The organism is Vagococcus fluvialis bH819 (assembly GCF_900163795.1).
Lineage (GTDB): Bacteria > Bacillota > Bacilli > Lactobacillales > Vagococcaceae > Vagococcus > Vagococcus fluvialis_A.
Window position 1 is genome coordinate 51074 of record NZ_FWFD01000005.1, and the last position, 21596, is coordinate 72669.

A 21596-nucleotide genomic window follows, 5' to 3' on the forward strand; every position below is an offset into this window, starting at 1 on the left:
TTATTATTTATCAGTGATTGTTATAATAGAAGTACTAATACAAAGAGGTGGATAAAAATGAAGAAAATTGGTTTTATCGGAACTGGCGTTATGGGAGCATCAATCGTTAAGCATCTGTTAAATGCAAATTATGAGGTCACTGTTTACAATCGTACGAAAAGCAAAACAGATTCTTTAGTTGCACTAGGAGCTAATTGGCAAGATACACCTAAAAAAGTGACAGAAGTAAGTGATGTGATTTTTAGTATGGTTGGTTTTCCTAAAGATGTTGAAGGTATTTATTACGGAGAATCAGGAATTCTTAAAGCAGATATTAAAGGAAAAATTTTGATTGATATGACAACAAGCACACCTTCTTTAGCTCAAAAAATTGCAGAAACAGCTAAAGAATTAGGAGGAGATAGTTTAGATGCTCCTGTTTCTGGTGGTGATTTAGGAGCAAAAAACGGCACTTTAACAACAATGGTTGGTGGAGATCAAGCAATTTTTAATCAAGTCGAAGCAATTCTTACTATTTTTAGTGGTAAAGTAAACCTACAAGGCGGGGCTGGTAGTGGCCAACACACTAAGATGGCTAATCAAATTATGATTGCTGGAACGATGACTGGCATGACCGAACTTCTTGTATATGCAAAAGCGGCCAATTTAGATGTTGAAAAAGTGCTGGATACAGTTGGCGGAGGTAGCGCAGCTAACTGGTCATTAACAAATTATGCACCTAGAATTTTAAGGGAAGATTATTCGGCAGGTTTTTTTGTTAAACATTTTGTAAAAGACCTTAATATTGCATTAGAAGAAGCTGAAAAAATGAATATAAATCTACCAGCAACTAAAGAAGCTAGAAATCTTTATAATCTGTTGATAGAGCAAGGTTTTGAAAATGATGGAACACAAGCACTGATCAAACTTTGGTGGCACGAATAACTTTTTTTTAAAATAATGAAAAAAAAACAGATTTTCGATGCATGTTACCTCACTTTCTGTTACAATAAAGCAGAAGAAATTTGAAGGAGGCTAGCTCTATGAAAAGTTCGCAACTAACTGCAATCTTAAAAAGATTGAGCGCAATGGTAGAGGCTGAAGACAGCGAGGTTCAAGTACGTCGTTTTGAACGTGAAGGACAAGAGCGATGCATCGTAACATTTGATAGCAGCAACGAAATGTTCGAGTTAACAGAATCAGGTTCTCAACAAGTGTATCAATTCGATGATATTGATTTAGTAGCATTAGAAATATTTGAGTTATTACAAGATTAAGAAAAATTGTAATATTGATTGAAAAAACAATCAGTTTTGCTAAAAATAAAAGAGGTTGACTAAAATGTCAGTCTCTTTTTTTATTAATAATTAGGTAGAAAAAAACTGATTTTATAAAGAAAAGGTGAACTTATGATTGAAATGCCAGAGTTATTTGAGCGACACATGATACTAGGTAAGCAATCTTTTGAAGAAAATGAATATGAGGTAGCTAGAGAACACTTTGAGGAAGCTTATAATTTAAAGGATGATATCAAAGCTAATGTTTATTTAACAAAATCTTTGATGGCTTTAGAACTGTATTATGAAGCTTACCAAGTGATGAGTGAAAAAAAAGCTGAATTTCTTTTGAAAGAAGAGTATCAAGAAATATATTTTAATTTGTTAGTTAAAACGAAATTACTTTTAGAAATCGAGAAATTTTTAATTGTAACACCAAGTTTTAAAAAAACTGAATGGGAAAAAAAATATAAAGTTACTAAAGAGTATGAATTAACAATAAATGAAAGAAAAATACTAGAAAATGAAAAAGAATTAGCCGATATAAGTAACGTAACACCTGTTCGGCAACCTGAATTTTTAAAAAAAATATACTATTTACCTAAAGAGCGTTTTATGGAACTTGCTAAAAATATGCTCCTTGACAATAAAATCTCTTTTTTGATAAAAAGTGAATTAATTAATCAACTCACACAATTAGATATAAACGAACCGTTTAACACAGTAACTTGGGATGGAAAAATTAGAACGTTCATTCCTAATCATCACCTTCCTTTAAAAAAGATGTATGAAGAAAATCAAGTACTAAATCAAATTATTGAATACTTTGAAAATTCGGATCCATCTTTAAAAGAAGTTGTAACGAGTGAAGTGAAATTACACTTAGGTTGCTTGTATCCTTTTGAGATAGAAGAGATGCAACCGGCAGAAAAATGGGTAGATAGCTACTTAAAAAAAAGCGAGTATTCTTTTGAAAAAGAAGCTGTGAAAGAAGATTTAAAAGAAATTTTGAGCCAGCAACAAAAAATAGAAGAACAAGTGATGAATTCACTTTTGTTTCACGAGTAATTAAAGGGAAAAATGTTTACAAATAATGACCTTTAGTGTAAGATTGTATGGTATGTTGGAAACTAAAACTATGAAAAATAGATAATCGGAGGGACAATAATTATGTCTACAAAATGGGAAAAAAAAGGAACTAATGATGGTCTTTTAACATTTGAAGTTGCCGAAGATAAAATCGAAGAGGGCTTAAAAGCAGCCTTTAACAAAGTGAAGAAAAATATCAGTGTACCAGGATTCCGTAAAGGAAAAGTGTCACGCCAAATGTTTAACCAAATGTACGGTGAAGAAGCATTGTTTGAAGATGCTTTAAATCACGTATTACCAGAAGTTTATGGTTTAGCAATTGAAGAAGCTGGAATTGACCCAGTTTCACAACCAAAAATTGATGTACTTAGCATGGAAAAAGGACAAGCATGGACTATTACAGCTGAAGTTACTGTAAAACCTGAAGTTAAATTAGGTGAGTACAAAAACTTAACAGTACCTAAACAAGACCGTGAAGTAACAGATGCTGATGTTGAAGAAAACTTAGCACAAAAACAAGCAAGTCAAGCTGAATTAGTTATCAAAGAAGACGCAGCTGCTGAAAATGGCGATACTGTTGTCATTGATTTTGAAGGTTTCACAGGTGATGTTGCCTTTGAAGGTGGAAAAGGTGAAAACTATTCATTAGAATTAGGTTCTTCTTCATTCATTCCAGGCTTTGAAGAGCAATTAGTTGGAACAAAAGCTAATGACGAATTAGACGTAACAGTAACTTTCCCTGAAGAATACCAAGCAGAAGACTTAGCTGGTCAAGAAGCAGTATTTAAAGTGAAAGTACATGAAGTTAAAGCGAAAGAATTACCAGCTTTAGACGACGAATTTGCTAAAGATATCGACGAAGAAGTTGAAACATTAGCAGAATTAAAAGAAAAAATTAAAGCTGAATTAACAACAGCTAAAGAAGAAGCAGCGACAAACGCTATTGAAGAAGCAGCTATTGCATTAGCTGTTGAAAATGCTGAAATCGTTGAATTACCACACGTTATGGTACATGACGAAGTTCACCGTGGTATGAATGAATTCTTAGGAAATATGCAACAACAAGGTATTTCACCAGAGTTATACTACCAAATGACGGGTACAACAGAACAAGATCTACACGAACAATTTGAAGGTGAAGCCGAAACAAGAACTAAGACTAACTTAGTGATTGAAGCAATCGTGGCTGCTGAAAAACATGAAGTAACAGATGCTGATATTGAGGCAGAAATTAAAGATTTAGCAGAACAGTATGGAATGGATGAAAATGCTGTACGTGGTGCATTAAATAATGACATGTTAGCACATGATATTAAAATGAAACGTGCCGTAGATTCTATTACATCAACTGTTAAAGAAGCTTAATTTTATTGCTTAGAAAAGGACGGGGTCTAGTTACTCCGTCTTTTTTAATCACTGCTTATTTAATGCATCTAAAATAATGTTGTGTTAGAATATATGTCGATGGAAGATAAGTACTAGAAAGCAAGGTCTTTGTTTAACAGGAGGGAAGCATATGTACGATAATACAGATGAGAATAATGAAGTTCGTTGTTCTTTTTGTGGTAAATCACAAGATGAAGTAAAAAAATTAGTAGCTGGTCCTGGTGTCTATATATGTAATGAATGTATTGATTTATGTAAAGAAATCATCGATGAAGAAATCCAAGATGAGATTGCATCAGATTTAATAAATGTATTAAAACCAAAAGAAATTTTGGAAATTTTAAATGACTATGTGATTGGTCAAGATAGAGCAAAACGCGTCTTGTCAGTGGCAGTTTATAATCACTATAAGCGAGTTCAACAAATGTCAGTTGAAATGCCAGAAGAAATTAATGATGAAATTGAGCTTCAAAAGAGCAATATTTGTTTGATTGGTCCAACTGGATCAGGTAAAACATTCTTAGCTCAAACTTTAGCCAAGACATTGAATGTTCCTTTTGCTATTGCAGATGCGACAAGTTTAACAGAAGCAGGTTATGTAGGTGAAGACGTAGAGAATATTCTCTTAAAACTTCTACAAGCCGCTGATTTCAATGTTGAAAAAGCCCAACGTGGCATTATTTATATTGATGAAATCGATAAAATTGCTCGTAAAAGTGAAAATGTTTCAATTACACGTGATGTTTCTGGGGAAGGCGTTCAACAAGCCTTACTAAAAATATTAGAAGGTACTGTTGCAAGTGTTCCACCTCAAGGAGGACGTAAACACCCACAACAAGAACTAATCCAGATTGATACAACTGAGATTTTATTTATTGTTGGTGGAGCTTTTGCAGGAATTGAAACGATTGTAAAAGAACGTTTAGGTGAAAAAGTAATTGGTTTTGGTTTAAATAATAAAAAACGTGATGAAGAAAAAAGTATCATGTCTCAAATTATTCCAGAAGATCTATTGAAATTTGGTTTAATCCCTGAATTTATTGGACGATTACCAGTCATTGCTTCTCTTGAAAAACTAACAGAAGAAGATTTGGTTCGTATCTTAACTGAACCTAAAAATGCCTTAACAAAACAATACAAAAAACTATTGTCATTAGATGAAGTGACGCTTGAATTTACACCAGGTTCTTTAAATGCGATTGCTAACCAAGCTATTGAGCGTGATACAGGAGCTCGTGGCTTGAGATCAATTATTGAACATGTGATGATGAATGTGATGTACGAAATTCCAACGCGTGAAGACGTGGAAAAAGTAGTTATCACAAAAGAAGCTGTTATTGGTGAAGGCGAACCAGAATTGAAGACTAAAAAAGTCAGTTAATATCAGAGTGGTGAAAATGGCGTTTTGCTCCAAGCAACTGGAAGAACCTAAAAATAATTCACGGTTTTAGAATTAATTTTAGGTTCTGAAGTTGCCGAAGGGGCTGCCATTTGAACCCGGACTATATCAGAGTGGTGAAAATGGCGTTTAACTCCAAGCAACTGGAAGAAATTAAAAATAATTCATATAGAAAATAGGCAGACTCATTTTGAGTCTGCCTATTTTTGCTAAAATTTACATTCTTTTTACATCTAACATCTCCTTGTCATGAAGTTTACGCTTATTTGACAGCTTTTTAAGAGGAAAAGCTAACAAAAGTTCTTTTTACTTATTTTTTACACTATCTAGGGAATAGAATTTACATTTGGTTGTTACACTCTGTGTGTAGTCAAAAAACTAAAGGAGTTATTACAACCATGAAAAAAATCTTATTATCGTTAACAACAGTCGGTATTTTATTTACATTAGCAGCGTGTGGTGGAGGTAGTGATACAAAAAGTTCAACAGGTGAAAGTAAAAAGACCAACTCTAATGAAAAAGTCGAAATTACTTCTGTAGGTTCAACTGCGCTACAACCGTTAGTGGAAAAAGTAGCCGAAATATATATGACCGATAATCCTAATTATACAATTACAGTTCAAGGAGGAGGAAGTGGAACTGGCTTAACACAAGTTTCTAGTGGCGCTGTGGATATCGGTAATTCAGATGTTTATGCTGAGGAGAAAGATGGGATTGATGCTTCTAAAATAGAAGATCATCGAATTGCAGTTGTAGGTGTGGCACCAGTTATTAATAAAGAAACAGGTGTGAAAGATATTACAAAAGATCAATTAAAAGGTATCTTCACTGGAAAAATTACCAACTGGAAAGAAGTTGGGGGGAAAGATCAAAAAATTGAAATCATCAATCGTGCGGCAGGGAGTGGAACACGCGCAACTTTTGAACAGTGGGGATTAGATGGAGAAGAGCCTGCTAAAGGACAAGAACAGGATTCTTCAGGAACGGTGCGTAAAATCGTTGCTGAGACGCCAGGTGCTATTAGTTATTTAGCCTTCTCTTATATTGATGATTCTATTCAAGGATTATCAATTGATGGCGTTGAACCAAAAGATGAAAAAGTTGTGGATAATTCATGGAAAATTTGGGCTTATGAACATATGTATACACAAAAAGATGGGAAAAAAGAAGCAACAACTTTTGTTGAATATATGAAGAGTGATGACGTTCAAAAGAATGTTATAAAAGAATTGGGTTACATTGCAATTTCTGATATGAAGGTTGAAAGAGACATAAAAGGAAATATCAAATAATTAATAAGCACGGCCTTTCTATGGTATAGTGTAAGAGATTAATGACTACTAGAAAGGACGTGTTTTTTGAATGAAAAAAGTTTTAGTAGTAGATGATGAAGTATCGATTACGACACTTTTAAAGTATAACTTAGAAAAAGAAAATTTTACTGTAGATGTTTGTCATGATGGAGAAGAAGCCATTACGTTAGGCATGACTGACAATTATGATTTTATTATATTAGACTTAATGTTACCGAAAGTGAATGGCTTAGACATTACGAAGTATTTAAGAAAAGAGCAGATTAATACCCCAATTTTAATGCTAACAGCTAAAGATGAGACGGTAGATAAAATTGTTGGCTTAGAAGTGGGAGCAGATGATTATTTAACGAAACCATTTAGCCCAAGGGAATTAATCGCAAGGATTCGCGCTGTAGAACGGCGTTTAGACTTGAAAGGTAACAAAAATCCTGAATCAAATTTATCTGAAAAAATTAGTGTCGGTGAATTGATTGCTTATCCAAAAGACTACCGCGTGACTAAAAATGGCGAAGAATTAAACTTTACTAAAAAAGAGTTTGAGCTTTTAATTTATTTTATGAAACGTCAAAATCGGATTATTGGTCGTGACGAACTCATGACATCTATCTGGCAAGATGAGATGTATCATTTATCGAGAACTGTGGATATCCATGTGAGCCATTTACGAGAAAAAATTGAAGTAGATCCTAAAAAACCTCAGTATATAAAAACAATCCGAGGCTTTGGTTATAAATTCCAGGAGATAGACGCATGAGCCAAAAGGCAAAACTAATAACGCCCCGTGTTATTATTAGCTTAGTTGTTCTATTATTAGTAGGTGGTGGATTGTACACCACCTATTTTTTTAAAGCAGAAGTTTTGAATGAACAAAAAGAAAAACTACTAAGTGAGATTGATATTTTGACTCCTTTTTTACTGAAGGATAGTCAACTGATAATAAATGATAATAAGCTTGATCAAAGTATTGGAACAAATGAGAGACTAACGATTCTAGATGAAAAAGGAGTTATTCTCTATGACTCTTCTCATGAAAAATTAGCCAAAGGAACAAGAGAACATCGCCCTGAGATTCGTGAAATTTTAGAGGAGCATAAAACACAAGGTTACTCGATTAGAGATAGTCAGACGATCAATGACAAAATGATTTACGTTGCCAAAGGAATATACGTAGATCAAGAGTTAGTGGGAGTTTTAAGGCTATCAGAGCGTTACACTGGTATTACCCAATCCCTAAGACAGTTCCAGTGGAAAGTTTTTTTAGTTCTATTAATTATAGGTCTGATTATTTTGTCAATGTACTTTTATATTTTAAAACAGAATCAGCAACCAATCCAATTCATACTACCTATTTTACGGAATGCTATTCAAAATCCAGAAAAAAAACAAACTGTAGTTGACGCCCCAGATGAATGGCAGGAGTTGTATCAAACTGTGTATAAATTAATGGATGAAGCCAATCTTTTGTATTATAAGCAATTACAAAATGAAGAAAAACTTGCTTTTCTTTTTGAGAATTTAGATATCGGAATCTTTATTTTAAATGAAAATTTGGAGTTGGTTTTAGCCAATAGTGTGACAGAAAATCTATTTACTAAGAAAAGAAAGCAGGAATCTTTTGACTCTTGGTTTAACCATACTAAAATGAATCAATTAATTAAAGAAGCTGTATCTAGTAAAAAGCAAGTACAAGGTGATGTAAGAATCAAACAACCTAAGCAGCATGATTTAAATGTGATTATTCGTATTTTAGAATCGAGTACAACTGAGTATGTAGGTATTATCTACGATGTAACCGATGTGAAACAAATTGAAAAAGTGCATGAAGATTTTATTAGTAATATTTCCCATGAGTTAAAAACACCAACGACATCAATTATTGGTTTTGCTGAGACACTTCTTTCTGGTGCTAAAGATGACCCAGAAGCTTCGGAAGAATTTCTTAAAATTATAGAAAGTGAAGGGCAACGATTATTAGTTTTAATCCAAAATATCATGATGTTGTTAAAAACAGAAAAAGATATATATATGTTAGATACTGTGGTGAGTCATCCAGAAACAGTGATTGAAGAAGAGCTTGAGCGTTATCAATATAAGATTAGTCAAAAAAAATTAAAAATTACCTTTGATAGTACGATTAAGAGAGAAATTCAGTTACCTGGCAATGCTTTTCAGTTGATTGTCAAAAATTTACTTGAAAATGCAGTGGAATATACAAGGAATGAAGATAGTATTTTTATTTATTTAAAAGAAATGGATAACGAATTAATCTTTTCGATTGAAGATACTGGTGTAGGAATATCTGAGGATGATCGAAAAAGAATCTTCGAAAGATTTTATCGCGTGAGCCAATCACGTCAGAGGAATACTGGTGGTTCTGGTTTAGGCTTGTCAATTGTTCAACACTATGCAGAGATACTAGGTGGAGTTGTGAAGCTATCGAGCGACCTAGGTGAAGGAACAACGGTGATTGTGAGAGTACCGATTGAATCTAACGAGTGAATAAAAGAATAATCAATAGAAACGAGTCGACTAAAAAAGTGATTCGTTTTTTTAAAACTTAATTGTTGACAATTGTAGATTGTAAAGATATGATAGGTTTATCAAATAACAAAACAAGCAAAAAGGAGCGATAAAAATGACAAAAAACATAGAATTAATTACAGATGCCGAATGGGAAATCATGCGTGTTGTTTGGACAAAAAATGAAACAACTAGTACAGAAGTAATTGATATCCTAGAGAAAAAAATGGAATGGAAACCATCAACAGTTAAAACGTTATTATCACGATTAGTAACAAAAAAATATCTAGAGACTCGAAAAGAAGGAAAGCAATTTATCTATCGTGCCGTTGTCTCAGAACAAAAAGCAATTAAAACAGCTGGTAATGAATTATTAGATAAGATTTGTGATCGTAAAGTAGGAAGTATGCTAGCTGAAATGATTGAAAGAAAAACGTTAAGCACAAAAGATATCGAAGCAATAGAAATGATTCTTAACAAAAAGAAAGAGGATGCGCCAGAAGTTGTCCCATGTAACTGTATCCCAGGACAATGTCTTTGTTAAGAAAGGAGAAGGAAAATGACAGATAAAAATAATTTTAAAATTGAGGGAATGACTTGTGCCTCATGTGCTCAAACGATTGAAAAAGTAACCAGTAAATTACCAGGTGTGGTGGAAGCAAACGTTAACTTAGCGACAGAAAAATTAAGCATGACTTATGATGCAAAAGAATTAAGTGATGAAACTATTGCCAAAGCAGTAGAGGATGCTGGTTATCATTTAGTGATGGAAACGTCCCATAAACAATATGATATTGATGGGATGACCTGTGCTTCATGTGCTCAAACAATTGAAAAAGTTGTGGGCAAATTAGAAGGAATAAAAACGGTTAATGTAAATTTAGCAACAGAAAAAATGACAGTAGATTATGAAGAGGATAAGTTATCAGCTGCTGATATTGTAGCAGCTGTAGAAAATGCCGGTTATCATGCTAAAGAAAGTTTAGATCAAGAAGCGCAAGCAGATCTTGATAAAGCTAAAAAAGAGAAACATATTAAAGACATGTGGCGACGTTTTTGGCAATCGGCTGTGTTAACTGTACCGCTTTTATACATAGCCATGGGAGAGATGGTTGGCTTGCCACTTCCAGAAATGATCCAACCAATGGTGTATCCAGAAAGATTTGCTCTACTTCAATTAATCTTAGCCCTACCAGTTGTGATTATTGGTCGTCAGTTCTTTATTGTAGGATTCAAAGCATTATTTAAAGGTCATCCTAATATGGATTCCTTAGTCGCTTTAGGTACAAGTGCTGCCTTTTTATATAGTTTATATGGAACAATTATGACACTATTAGGTAGTGAACACTTTGTTATGAATTTATACTATGAATCAGCTGCCGTTATTTTAGCTTTGATTACGTTAGGTAAATATTTTGAAGCTGTTTCTAAAGGTAAGACGTCAGAAGCTATTAAGAAATTAATGGGATTGGCGCCAAAAACAGCGATTATTATTAGAGAAGGTAAAGAAGTTGAAATTTCTGTAGATGAAGTAAAAACAGGCGATATCATTGTGGTTAAACCAGGTGAAAAAATTCCTGTGGATGGTGTGATTGTTTCCGGTACAAGTGCAGTGGATGAAGCAATGATTACTGGAGAAAGTATGCCAGTTGAAAAAAAAGCAGGCGATAAAGTTATTGGTGCTAGTATTAATAAAAATGGATCGTTCCAGTTTGAAGCAACAAAAGTTGGAAAAGATACAACTCTTTCTCAAATTATCAAATTAGTGGAGGACGCGCAAGGATCAAAAGCTCCGATTGCCCAATTAGCTGACAAGGTATCAGGAGTCTTTGTACCAATTGTTATTGTATTAGCTATTTTAGCTGGTCTTGCTTGGTTCTTCTTAGGTCAAGAGTCTTGGATTTTTGCTTTAACGATTACAATTTCAGTTTTAGTTATTGCGTGTCCTTGTGCGTTAGGTTTAGCGACACCAACTGCTATTATGGTTGGAACAGGTAAAGGAGCTGAGAACGGTGTTCTTATTAAGAGTGGGGATGCTTTAGAAACAACTCATAAAATTAAAACAATTGTTTTTGATAAAACAGGAACCATTACAGAAGGTAAACCAGTAGTGACTGATATTGTTGTGGCGGCTAGTTTGGCAGAAGACAAGTTGTTAGCTTTATCAGCAGCTGCCGAAAAAGGATCTGAACATCCTTTAGGTGAAGCGATTGTTCAAGCCGCAGCAGAAAAGAATTTAACATTATCACCACTTGATTCTTTTGAAGCCATTCCTGGTCATGGAATTGAAGTAACAATTGAAGGTCAAATGCTTATCTTAGGAAATAAAAAATTGATGAATCAAAGAAATGTTACATTGGGTGAATTTGAGGAACGTTCTAATCAATTAGCGCAAGAAGGTAAAACACCGATGTACATTTCTAACGGATCAGAATTGCTTGGTATTATTGCCGTAGCTGATACGATTAAACCAAGTAGTATCAAAGCGATTGATAAACTACATCGTATGGGAATCGAAGTTGCCATGATTACTGGAGATAACAGACGAACAGCTGAAGCTATTGCTAAGCAAGTGGGTATTGATCGTGTCTTAAGCGATGTATTACCTGAAGACAAAGCCAATGAAGTGAAAAAATTACAAAAAGAAGGTAAAAAAGTGGCGATGGTAGGGGATGGTATCAACGATGCCCCAGCTCTTGCTCAAGCTGATATCGGAATTGCAATTGGTTCTGGAACAGATGTGGCAATGGAATCAGCAGATATCGTTCTTATGAGAAGTGATCTAATGGATGTTCCGACTGCCATTGAGTTAAGCCATGCAACAATTAAGAATATCAAAGAAAACCTATTCTGGGCATTTGCTTATAATACGTTAGGTATTCCAGTAGCGATGGGTGTGCTTTACTTATTCGGTGGTCCATTATTAAATCCGATGATTGCAGGAGCAGCAATGAGTTTTAGTTCGGTATCAGTATTATTAAACGCCTTAAGATTAAAAAGATTTAAACCAAGTAAATAAACTACAAATATAGAAAAGACTTAGGAAACAACTGTTTTCTAAGCCTTTTTTTTATCCATCATTCTAAATACGAACTATTTTAGAAACAAAAACATTTAATGTATTGATTTTATTTATAATGTAATATATACTTTGTTGAGTAAAAAACGAACGAGGAGTTAGAAGATGAGTAAAAAAGTTCCGTATTTGTTTTTATTAACAGGTACTATTTTAGTTTTATTTTTTATGATTATCCCTTTGATTTCAAGTCTTTTCCCAACATTTATGACTGAAGGAAGCTTGAGTTTTAATCATTATGTATCTTTTTTAAAGGATCCTTATAATCAATCAGTTTTTTTTAGAACCATTCGGATTTCAGTTGTAGTAATGGTAATCTGTGTTTTATTAGGGATTCCAACAGCGTATTTTATTGCGGGGGTTAGTAAGAAATGGAAGGGTCTATTGATGGCGATGACTCTATTTCCGTTATTGACGAATTCAGTTATTCGAAGTTTTGCTTGGATTAATATTTTAGGGAAAAACGGAATTATTAATTCATTTTTGTTGAAAATACATCTGATTGATCAACCGATAAATTTACTCTATTCAGAATTTGCGATTGTTATTGGTTCAGTCTATTTATTTTTACCAACGATGATTATGACTTTAGTTGGTGTAATGGAAAGTATTGAACCTGAAATGCTGGAAGCAGCAGAAACATTAGGTGCTCACCCCTTTACAGCCTTTAGAAAAATTATTTTACCATTGTCTATTCCAGGAACGATTGTAGGAAGTATTCTTGTTTTTACTGGAACACTGACGGCTTACACAACACCACAATTATTAGGTGGTAACCAAAAAATGGTTCTCTCAACCTTACTTTATCAAAAAGCCAATACATTAGGAGATTGGACTCAAGCAAGTATTTTAGCCTTTATTATGATTGTGACTACACTCTTTGTAATGAGCGGATTGAATTGGTTAGCTAAAAAAGTAGATAGGAGATCAGAACAACATGCGTAAACAAAAAGGAATGACCTTCATTGCTATTTTAGTATTTGCCTTTTTATTTCTACCACTTTTCTTAATTATTGTCACTTCTTTTGGGACGGAATCTGCAATTAAATTTCCAATAAAAGGCTTTACTTTAGATTGGTATTTAAATGTTTTTCAAACAGAAAGTTTTATTTCAGGATTTAAATTAAGTTTAACGATTGGTATTTTAGCAACGTTACTAGCGTTAATTATTGGAGTCCCAATTTCTTATGTGTTAAGTCGCTATCATATTACGGGGAAAAGTCAGTTTAAAAGCTTTTTCTTATCACCAACGATTATACCAGGGATTGTTGTGGGTTATATTTTATTTCAATGGATTGTTATTGTGTTGGGATTACCTGTATTCTTAGGTCTTCTGATTGGTCATTTTTTAATCAGTTTGCCTTATATCATTCGAGTAGTGGGTTCAAGTTTAGAACAAATGGATGTGTCAGTTGAAGAAGCAGCGTGGACATTAGGTTGTACCAGACAAGAAGCGTTCATTAAAATAGTTTTACCTAATATTTCATCAGGAATATTTGCTTCGTTTATGTTAGCTTTTGTTAATTCATTTAATAATGTCCCAGTGTCAATGTTTCTATCAGGACCTGGGGTTAACATGTTGCCAACATCAATATTAAGTTTTATGGAATACAATTATGATCCCACAGTGTCAGCATTGTCTGTGATTATCATGTTATTAACGGTTGTGATGATGATCGTTATTGAAAAAACGTTGGGACTTGCTTCCATATCATAGTTAAGGAGAGATGAGAGTGTCATTTGTTAATTTAAAAGATATTGATGTGAGCTATGATGGTAAACAATCTATCTTAAAAGAGTTAAATATTTCTATGGAAAAAGGCGAATTAGTTTCTTTACTTGGTCCTAGTGGGTGTGGAAAAACGACAACGCTTCGTGTAATTGCAGGCTTAATTAAGCCAAATAGTGGTGAGTTTATAGTGAATAATCAAGAGTTAACTCAAGTGCCTGTGCATAAACGTCATTTTGGAATGGTTTTTCAGAGTTATGCACTGTTTCCACATTTAACTGTGGCAGAAAATGTTGCATTTGGTTTGAATTTACGAAAAGAAAAAAAAGATGTTGTGGTTCAAAAAGTTGAAGAGATGCTTCATGCTTGTGGATTAGATGATTTTGGTAAAAGATATCCTAAACAACTATCAGGTGGGCAAAGACAACGTGTAGCTTTAGCTCGTGCTTTAGTGATTGAGCCTGACTTATTATTACTTGACGAGCCACTAAGCAACCTAGATGCCAAGTTACGAGTGGCTATGCGAATTGAAATTAAACGTATTCAACAAAAATTAGGAATTACTACTGTTTTTGTGACTCATGATCAGGAAGAGTGTTTCTCGATTTCAGACCGAGTAGCCATTATGAATCAAGGTGTGATTGAACAATATGATACACCAGAGATGATTTATAGATACCCTAAAACAGAATTTGTTGCGCGCTTTATTGGTTTTGAAAATTTCTTTAAAGTGATGAGTGATGGACAAGAAATAACCACAGAATCTGGAGTTAAATTAGCTAGTTCAGTTCGTTACGAGGAATTAACTGGAGAAATAATGGCAACAATTAGACCAGAGGATATTATGATTTCAGAACAGGGTAGTGTTAAGGGGGAAGTTCTAGTTAGAACATTCTTAGGTAAGAACTATCAATATGAAGTCAAAACGGAAATTGGAACGTTGCTTGTTAATGGTGATGACCAACAGATTTATGAAGTGAAGCAAGAATTAAGATTAGATTTTCCAAAAGAAAAAATTATTTTATTAAAAAAATAGATAGGGGATTTTTAACATCATGAAAAAAAGTTTATTAGCCGTATCAGCCGTAGCATTATTAGCATTAACAGCTTGTGGAAACAGTGACGTTAACGTTAAAAAAGAAAGTAGTAAGAAAGCTGACAATACAATGGTCGTTTCAACGTTTGGTTTAAGTGAAGACATTGTTAAAAAAGATATCATTAACCCATTCGAGAAAGAAAGTTCAACTAAAGTGACATTGGATTTAGGAAACAGTTCTGATCGTTTCACAAAACTTAAAAACAATAAAAAAGCTGATATTGATATTATTGAGTTAGCTCAAGCAAATTCAACAGAAGGTAATACTTCGGATATGTTTGAAAAATTAACTGAAAAAGAAGTGCCTAACTTAGCTGATTTAACAGATGGCGCTAAAGAAGTTTTTGACAATGGCGGTGGTGTACCAATCGCTGTTAACAGTATCGGTATTATCTATGATAAAGAAAAAGTGGGCAAAGAAATCAAGAGTTGGGATGATTTATGGGATCCAGCTTTAAAAGGTAAAATCTCAGTGCCGGATATTTCAACAACAGCAGGTCCGTTAATGTTATATGTAGCAAGCGAGCACGCCAAGACAGAGATTACATCTGATAAAGGAAAAGCAGCCTTTGCTGAGATGGAAAAATTAAAACCCAACGTGGTTAAAACTTATACAAAATCTTCAGACTTAGCTAACATGTTCCAAGCTGGGGAAATTGAAGTGGCAGTGGTGGCTGATTTTGCTGTGGATATTATTAAATCATCATCAGAGAGTTTAGAATACATGGTGCCAGCATCTGGAACGTATGCTAACTATAACACAGTCAATGTTCCTAAAGAAGCTAAAAATAAAGAATTAGCGTATGATTTTGTTAACTTTAGAATTAGTGAAGAAAACCAAAAAACAAAAGCTTTATCTTTAAATGAAGGCCCAACAAACAAAAAAGTAACTTTATCAAAAGAAGAACAAGGCAATAAAACATACGGCGAAGTAGCTGAACGCGCGAAAATGGTTGATTTTAATTTTGTAAATGAAAATTTAGCTGCTTGGTTAGACGAGTGGAACAAAATCATGAATCAATAAGAAAAAGAGGTTATTAGAAATGACAGTGGTTGATATTCAAATCAAAAATGTGTCCTTGTTTCAAACGGTGACACAATCATTTGTAACAAAACATGTTTATATAAAAAAAGAAAAAATTTATCATATTTCAAGTGAAGAAGAAAAAACAATCACTGCTAATAGCGTCATTGATGGCCAGGGACTATTTATGGTTCCTGGCTTGATTGATAGTCACATGCATATTGAAAGCTCTATGTGTACACCTGAGAGCTTTTCTGACGCTGTGCTTCAGTTTGGCGTAACAACAGTTGTGGCTGATGCTCATGAGATTGGTAATGTTTTTGGCATTGAAGGCTTGAATCATTTTATGTCAGCTCAAACAGAGCTTGATATTTTTCACGGAATTCCTTCGTCGGTTCCTTCAACAACGACAGAACTTGAAACAACAGGTGGTGTGATTGCTCTTAAAGAAGTCAAGGAGTTATTAAATAATCCCAAAGTTATTTGTTTAGGGGAAGCCATGAACTTTAAAGGGATTTCTTACGAGCCGGATTCATTAATTGCACAAATTATTCGTTTAATTCAAGAGAAAAGGCCAACAATGCCCTTAGAAGGTCATTGTCCAAAGATTCAAGGAACAGAGCTATCTGACTTTTTATACAGTGGCATTTCATCCGATCATACCCATCAATTTCCAGAATCACTCAAAGAACGCATTGAAAATGGCGTGTTTATTCAACTACAAGCCAAATCAATGACCAAAGAAAATATGGCAGTCATCACAGAAGGCAATTTTTATGAGTACGCGAGTATTGTAACGGATGATATTATGGCGGATGAGCTTTTAACGGGGCATTTAGATGTGAACCTTAGAAAAGCTGTAGCTTGTGGTTTACCTATGGAGATGGCAATTTATATGACAACTTATACACCAGCTAGACGTATGGGGTTGAATGATCGTGGAATCGTTGCGCCTGGTAAAGTAGCAGATTTTATTTTATTAGATAATTTAGAGACTTTCTCGATTAAAGAAGTTTACAAGAGTGGAAAACAAGTTTTTGATAAATTAAAATCACGAATAGTAGAGAGACATACTTATGATTATTATCCTAAAAATTATTTTGATACATTGAAAACACGTCATTTAACAGAACAAGATTTATTATTAAAAGTTGAAACTGATTTAGAAAAAGTTAGATGTCAAGTGATTAGAAAGCATGAAATAGGAACGTTCACAGAACCGATAATTAAAGAAATTTCTGTTACTGATGGTTACTTAGACTGGGAAGAAACAGGTTGTTCTTTACTAATTGTGATGGAACGGTACGGAAAAAATAAAAATATTTCCTATTCACTAATAGAAAAACCGATAGATGGAAAAGGTGCGATTGGGACGACCTGGGCTCACGATCATCATAACATCATGATTATGGGAAGTACCAAGGAAGACTTGCTTCAAGTGCAACATGAATTGATTGAGATGAAGGGTGGTTATTGCGTTTCTTCAGATAATCAAATTATTGGTAGATGTCCGCTACCTTTAGGAGGAATAGTTTCGACAGAACCAATTGATATTTTAGGCGTACGATTAAAAGAAATTAGAACAAGTATGCAAAAAATAGGATATAAAAATATGAATGAGATTATGTCTTTCTCTACTTTGTCACTACCAGTTTCACCAGCAATTAAAGTAACAGATGTTGGTATGATGGACACAAAAACACAAGTATTTTATTCTATGATTTTAGAAGAAGATGGGAAGTTGTTAAATGCTTACACTTATTAAAAATGCTTATATTCTCACTATGGATGACCAGTTTACAGAGTATGAACACGGCTTTTTACTAATCGAAGATAGTCAGATTAAAGCAATAGGTGAGATGAGTCAGTTATCTATAGATTTTAAAGATATAAATATTGTAGATGCTGAAGGTGGTTTATTGTTACCTGGATTTGTTAATCTCCACACACATTTAGGTATGATTCCATTTCGCTCTCTAGGAGATGATACGCCAGATAGATTGCGACGTTTTTTATTTCCCCTAGAGCAAGTAGTGACAGAAAAACTAGTTGCAGCTAGTAGTGAATATGCTATGGCTGAACTCATGCTTTCAGGAACGACAACTTTTTCTGATATGTATTATTTTGAAGAGACAGTTGCTAAAAGTTGCGAGAAAATGAAGATGAGAGGCTTTGTTGGTCAAACCATCATTGACATGCCAACTTGTGATTATGAAACTCCAGAAAAAGCAATTGAAGGTTCACGTCTTTTTATCGAAGAGTGGAAAAATCATGAGTTAGTCACACCAATGATTGCTCCTCATGCGACAAATACGAATACGGTTGAAGACTTTAAATCGATTGTGACTTTAAGTTTAGAGACAGGTGCACCGATTATGATGCACGTTTCAGAAATGGATTACGAGTTAACTGAAATTAAAGAAGCTTATAATCAATCACCAGTTGAATTTTTAAATGAGTTAGGCTTTTTGGATTGTCACTTAATTATGGCTCATGGTATTTTATTAAGTGAAAAAGAGATAGAGTTATTATCTAGTGCTAATGGATTAGTTAGTGTGGCTCACTGTATTGGTGCGAACACTAAATCAGCTAAAGGTGTTGCACCGATTAAGTCGTTACTCGAACAAGGAGTTTGTGTTGGACTTGGAACAGACGGCCCAAGTAGTGGAAATACACTGGATATGTTTACACAGATGAAGCTGATGGCCAATTTCCAAAAAAATCACTTAAAAGATAGAGGTGCTTTTCCAGCAAAAGAAATTATTTATTTAGCAACACGTGGTGGCTCAGAGGCGTTAGGTTTAGAAAATAAAATTGGGAGCTTAGAAGTTGGAAAACAGGCAGACCTAACATTAGTTGAAACTAAGTCAGTTAATATGTTTCCAATTTTTGATCCCTATTCAGCTATTGTCTACTCAGCTAATGCAAGTAATGTAGAGAGTACTTGGATTAATGGTGAGCAAGTTGTTTCCAATCACAAGCTTGTCAGACACAATATAAAAGAATTACGTTATGAATTGGATAGTCAGATGGTAATTTTTAGAGAAGAAGTAAAAAGAATTGAGAATAAATAAAAAAGCTGACAGATGTCAGCTTTTTGTGTTATCTTAAAATCAATAAGGTTAGCGAGGTTTTATTTAATATTTTTCGACTAGTTTAACATGTTGCTCTTTTAATTAGTACTTTTTAATCGCTTGAATATTTTGATACATTTCTTCAAAAATAGATCCTTACTGAAACGAGTGATTCTTTTGTTAGTGTTGCCTAATTCTTAATTAACGACTATGCTTCATTTACTTGTTCAAAAATAGATAGTTCACGTAATGCCATGTAGCTTAACACATACTGCTTAAAATGTTAACAATGTTACTTCATTCATTTGAAAATACATTCATCATTTAAATACGTGAGGCGCTTTGCTTAACCCTTAACCTTTAAACCCGCTAACCTTAAAGTAATTAGTAAGGAGAATCAAATTCCCACATCCTTTACTTTTTGGAGATACATATAAACCTGTACAATGTGTTGAATTAAAAATTTACTTCTACAACTGTCGGTAATTTATATGCTCCTTACACTTATATTTATACCATGATCTATTATTTTTTGCAAACGTTTACACTTGGATAAATAAAAAAACTGAAGAACTCTCTTCAGTTTACTTTATTTATCTCTTAATACCAGCCATTACTAACCCAAAAGCTTTGAGCAGCTTCCCATGAACCGTAACGTTCTGATACATAGTTATCTGCAACACGTTCTTGGTTTTCAGCTGAATAATCGCCATTTAAGTAACTAGGATCTAATTGGTAACGTCCAATATGATGACCGTTAGTTGCTGTGTAGCTTCCGCCTGATTCTTTTTGAGCAATCCATTCTTTAGCACTTGAAGAATCTCCTGAGTAAGAACTTGGAGCTTGTGTTACTTCTGGTTGAGAAACTTCTTGTTGTGGCGCTTCTTGAACAGGAGTAGTTTCTACTACTGGTTGTGTTTCTTGTACAGGTGCAGCTTCACCATTTGTTCTAATAGTTAATTGTTGTCCAATATGAATTAAGTTAGCATCATCAATTTTATTTTCTTTAGCAATTTGTTGTACTAAACTGTTGTTGCCTGCAAAGTTGTTTGAGATGCTTGATAAAGTATCTCCAGATTTTACTGTATATAAAGTATCAGCCAAAGCGCTAGTTCCGAAGAATCCTAATCCTAATGCAGCAGTCGTTCCAAATAAAAATGTTTTTAGTGATTTCATAAAAATAAAAATCCCCTTCTCGTTTAATTATTTTTTTGATCGCCTCGTCGACGACAAAACATACTTTATCATCGAATTATATTTCGTAGGTGAAGGAAATTATTTAATTTGATTACAAGAAATAGATTATTGTAACACATCTATTAATTTAGAAATATTAAATTTTTCTGAAATTTTCTTGTAACCGATAACAGTAATAAGTGACTTTTTATCTTCATTATTATAAATAAAGTATTATAATTTGTGAAATTTAAGAATATAGTTGATTATAATGTAGCATGTTTAGTTGTAAAGAGAGATGTCGAGTCAAGTTTAAAGTATTTTGTTTATAAAAATTAGACTTAATATATTACGACTATTACTCAGATATCTTACTAGAAATATTACTGTATTAATGCTATTAGTGTTTAAAGGGGGTTTAATATACTAAAAAACTATACTTTTTTAGTATTATTTTTTTACTTCACCTTAAATAACCATTATAATGGAATAAAAGATGAAGGAAGTGATAAGAAAATGTTAGTAGATTCTAATTTACCCGTAGATCGTGATCGATTAAAAAATAGATTGATTCGCCTTGTTAAAGAAGATGATGAAATTATTGGTTGTTTTTTTGCTGGATCAATAGGAACTAGAACAGAAGATTTTTATTCTGATATTGATGCAAGAATTATTGTAAAAGAAAAGGTTAATCTTTTAAGAAAGCAACAAGAAGTGATTCGCTCAATTGGTGAATACTTATTTATTGAAGACTTTACTGAAAGATCTTCAGTGATCCATTATGCAACTTTCATTAAATTAAATTTATTTATTTATCGAAAAGAGCAAATTAAACCAAATATATGGTTAAAAGAAATTGAAATTGTTAAAGACTATGGTTCTTTAAAAGAAATGTCAGATGCTTCTCAAGCGATGACTTACAAAATAACGCAAGAAGAGTTCGATCAGTATATTAATCAATACTATGGTTATTATTTTGAATTGTATCGAAGCTGGAAACGAGAAGAGTATAATTACATGGAAGATTTAACTCTGGCGATTAAACATAGTTTAGTCTCAATGTGGTATGTTTCTAAAAGGTATGTCCCTCATACTAACTTAGATTGGGCAAAATATGAGGGTAGAAAAACAAAACTTTCTCACTTAGAAACAAACTTCTTACTATCTTATACACCGTGTACGCCTGATATGTTAGAATCATTTACTAAAAAGATGGAAATACTTATGTTGGAAGCCGCTGAAAAAATAGCGAATTATAATAATCTGAACTTTTCAATTGATACGTTTAAAAAAGTTCATCGACGTGTTTCTTTCAAAGAGGATATAAAAGAAGAACTACCATTGGAAACATTCATAGAAAAGTAGTAATAAATAGAGGGAGAGGCTAACTTGAAAAAGTTAGTCTTTTTTTGACCTAACTTTTTCAATACTTATTATTTGAACTTACAAAAGATA

Annotated in this window: 18 protein-coding genes; 17 read left to right on the forward strand and 1 reads right to left on the reverse strand. The window is 33.4% G+C overall.

Going from position 1 to position 21596, the window contains the following annotated elements:
* The first annotated feature begins 9 nt into the window (after window positions 1–9).
* The 16 genes from FM121_RS02485 to FM121_RS02560 all read left to right on the forward strand — a co-directional run bounded on the left by FM121_RS02485 (window position 10) and on the right by FM121_RS02560 (window position 18965).
* Complete coding sequence (locus FM121_RS02485; RefSeq protein WP_256958398.1) at window positions 10–924, forward strand: NAD(P)-dependent oxidoreductase; 915 nt, start codon at window positions 10–12, stop codon at window positions 922–924.
* 98 nt (window positions 925–1022) lie between these two features.
* Window positions 1023–1256, forward strand: coding sequence for a YkuJ family protein (locus FM121_RS02490; RefSeq protein ID WP_086950576.1), 234 nt, complete (start codon window positions 1023–1025; stop codon window positions 1254–1256).
* 132 nt (window positions 1257–1388) lie between these two features.
* Window positions 1389–2324, forward strand: a complete 936-nt coding sequence (locus FM121_RS02495) for a hypothetical protein (RefSeq protein WP_086950577.1) — start codon at window positions 1389–1391, stop codon at window positions 2322–2324.
* A gap of 102 nt (window positions 2325–2426) precedes the next feature.
* Window positions 2427–3710 carry a trigger factor gene (gene tig / locus FM121_RS02500; protein WP_086950578.1) on the forward strand — a complete coding sequence of 428 codons (1284 nt, stop codon included), beginning with the start codon at window positions 2427–2429 and terminating at the stop codon, window positions 3708–3710.
* Window positions 3711–3861: 151 nt separating this feature from the next.
* Window positions 3862–5112 carry an ATP-dependent Clp protease ATP-binding subunit ClpX gene (clpX, locus tag FM121_RS02505; protein WP_086950579.1) on the forward strand — a complete coding sequence of 417 codons (1251 nt, stop codon included), beginning with the start codon at window positions 3862–3864 and terminating at the stop codon, window positions 5110–5112.
* Between the two features lie 416 nt (window positions 5113–5528).
* Window positions 5529–6422 carry a phosphate ABC transporter substrate-binding protein PstS family protein gene (locus FM121_RS02510; RefSeq protein WP_086950580.1) on the forward strand — a complete coding sequence of 298 codons (894 nt, stop codon included), beginning with the start codon at window positions 5529–5531 and terminating at the stop codon, window positions 6420–6422.
* Between the two features lie 70 nt (window positions 6423–6492).
* Window positions 6493–7200 (forward strand): response regulator transcription factor, encoded by a 708-nt coding sequence (locus FM121_RS02515; RefSeq protein ID WP_086950581.1) that lies wholly within the window; start codon window positions 6493–6495, stop codon window positions 7198–7200.
* Window positions 7197–8945 (forward strand): sensor histidine kinase, encoded by a 1749-nt coding sequence (locus tag FM121_RS02520; RefSeq protein ID WP_086950582.1) that lies wholly within the window; start codon window positions 7197–7199, stop codon window positions 8943–8945. Before FM121_RS02515 ends, FM121_RS02520 begins: the two co-directional genes overlap by 4 nt.
* Before the next feature lie 136 nt (window positions 8946–9081).
* The gene (locus FM121_RS02525; RefSeq protein WP_086950583.1) at window positions 9082–9510 is read left to right on the forward strand and encodes a CopY/TcrY family copper transport repressor; all 429 of its coding nucleotides are present in this window, start codon (window positions 9082–9084) and stop codon (window positions 9508–9510) included.
* 15 nt (window positions 9511–9525) lie between these two features.
* Window positions 9526–11985, forward strand: a complete 2460-nt coding sequence (locus tag FM121_RS02530; protein ID WP_086950584.1) for a heavy metal translocating P-type ATPase — start codon at window positions 9526–9528, stop codon at window positions 11983–11985.
* A 165-nt stretch (window positions 11986–12150) separates the two neighbouring features.
* A complete protein-coding gene (locus FM121_RS02535; protein WP_086950585.1) occupies window positions 12151–12987 on the forward strand; it encodes an ABC transporter permease in 837 nt (278 codons plus the stop codon).
* Window positions 12980–13759, forward strand: coding sequence for an ABC transporter permease (locus FM121_RS02540; RefSeq protein WP_086950586.1), 780 nt, complete (start codon window positions 12980–12982; stop codon window positions 13757–13759). The genes FM121_RS02535 and FM121_RS02540 overlap by 8 nt, the downstream gene beginning before the upstream one ends.
* 16 nt (window positions 13760–13775) lie before the next feature.
* Window positions 13776–14807 (forward strand): ABC transporter ATP-binding protein, encoded by a 1032-nt coding sequence (locus FM121_RS02545; RefSeq protein ID WP_086950587.1) that lies wholly within the window; start codon window positions 13776–13778, stop codon window positions 14805–14807.
* A 19-nt stretch (window positions 14808–14826) separates the two neighbouring features.
* On the forward strand, window positions 14827–15891 hold the full coding sequence (locus tag FM121_RS02550; RefSeq protein WP_086950588.1) for an ABC transporter substrate-binding protein: 1065 nt from the start codon (window positions 14827–14829) through the stop codon (window positions 15889–15891).
* A gap of 19 nt (window positions 15892–15910) precedes the next feature.
* Window positions 15911–17656, forward strand: coding sequence for an adenine deaminase C-terminal domain-containing protein (locus FM121_RS02555; RefSeq protein WP_086950589.1), 1746 nt, complete (start codon window positions 15911–15913; stop codon window positions 17654–17656).
* Window positions 17640–18965 (forward strand): amidohydrolase, encoded by a 1326-nt coding sequence (locus FM121_RS02560; protein ID WP_086950590.1) that lies wholly within the window; start codon window positions 17640–17642, stop codon window positions 18963–18965. The genes FM121_RS02555 and FM121_RS02560 overlap by 17 nt, the downstream gene beginning before the upstream one ends.
* A gap of 600 nt (window positions 18966–19565) precedes the next feature.
* On the opposite strand, the gene FM121_RS02565 is transcribed toward FM121_RS02560, so the two are convergent.
* Window positions 19566–20141 (reverse strand): LysM peptidoglycan-binding domain-containing protein, encoded by a 576-nt coding sequence (locus FM121_RS02565; protein ID WP_086950591.1) that lies wholly within the window; start codon window positions 20139–20141, stop codon window positions 19566–19568.
* A 516-nt stretch (window positions 20142–20657) separates the two neighbouring features.
* Here FM121_RS02565 and FM121_RS02570 point away from each other — a divergent pair.
* Window positions 20658–21506 (forward strand): hypothetical protein, encoded by an 849-nt coding sequence (locus FM121_RS02570; protein ID WP_086950592.1) that lies wholly within the window; start codon window positions 20658–20660, stop codon window positions 21504–21506.
* Window positions 21507–21596 lie beyond the last annotated feature (90 nt).

Coding starts and splice junctions, on each gene's coding strand:
- FM121_RS02535 (WP_086950585.1), top strand. CDS start 12,151: ATGAGTAAAAAAGTTCCGTATTTGTTTTTATTAACAGGTACTATTTTA.
- FM121_RS02520 (WP_086950582.1), top strand. CDS start 7,197: ATGAGCCAAAAGGCAAAACTAATAACGCCCCGTGTTATTATTAGCTTA.
- FM121_RS02540 (WP_086950586.1), top strand. CDS start 12,980: ATGCGTAAACAAAAAGGAATGACCTTCATTGCTATTTTAGTATTTGCC.
- tig (WP_086950578.1), top strand. CDS start 2,427: ATGTCTACAAAATGGGAAAAAAAAGGAACTAATGATGGTCTTTTAACA.
- FM121_RS02525 (WP_086950583.1), top strand. CDS start 9,082: ATGACAAAAAACATAGAATTAATTACAGATGCCGAATGGGAAATCATG.
- FM121_RS02570 (WP_086950592.1), top strand. CDS start 20,658: ATGTTAGTAGATTCTAATTTACCCGTAGATCGTGATCGATTAAAAAAT.
- FM121_RS02490 (WP_086950576.1), top strand. CDS start 1,023: ATGAAAAGTTCGCAACTAACTGCAATCTTAAAAAGATTGAGCGCAATG.
- FM121_RS02495 (WP_086950577.1), top strand. CDS start 1,389: ATGATTGAAATGCCAGAGTTATTTGAGCGACACATGATACTAGGTAAG.
- FM121_RS02565 (WP_086950591.1), bottom strand. CDS start 20,141: ATGAAATCACTAAAAACATTTTTATTTGGAACGACTGCTGCATTAGGA.
- FM121_RS02510 (WP_086950580.1), top strand. CDS start 5,529: ATGAAAAAAATCTTATTATCGTTAACAACAGTCGGTATTTTATTTACA.
- FM121_RS02550 (WP_086950588.1), top strand. CDS start 14,827: ATGAAAAAAAGTTTATTAGCCGTATCAGCCGTAGCATTATTAGCATTA.
- FM121_RS02560 (WP_086950590.1), top strand. CDS start 17,640: ATGCTTACACTTATTAAAAATGCTTATATTCTCACTATGGATGACCAG.
- FM121_RS02515 (WP_086950581.1), top strand. CDS start 6,493: ATGAAAAAAGTTTTAGTAGTAGATGATGAAGTATCGATTACGACACTT.
- FM121_RS02530 (WP_086950584.1), top strand. CDS start 9,526: ATGACAGATAAAAATAATTTTAAAATTGAGGGAATGACTTGTGCCTCA.
- clpX (WP_086950579.1), top strand. CDS start 3,862: ATGTACGATAATACAGATGAGAATAATGAAGTTCGTTGTTCTTTTTGT.
- FM121_RS02555 (WP_086950589.1), top strand. CDS start 15,911: ATGACAGTGGTTGATATTCAAATCAAAAATGTGTCCTTGTTTCAAACG.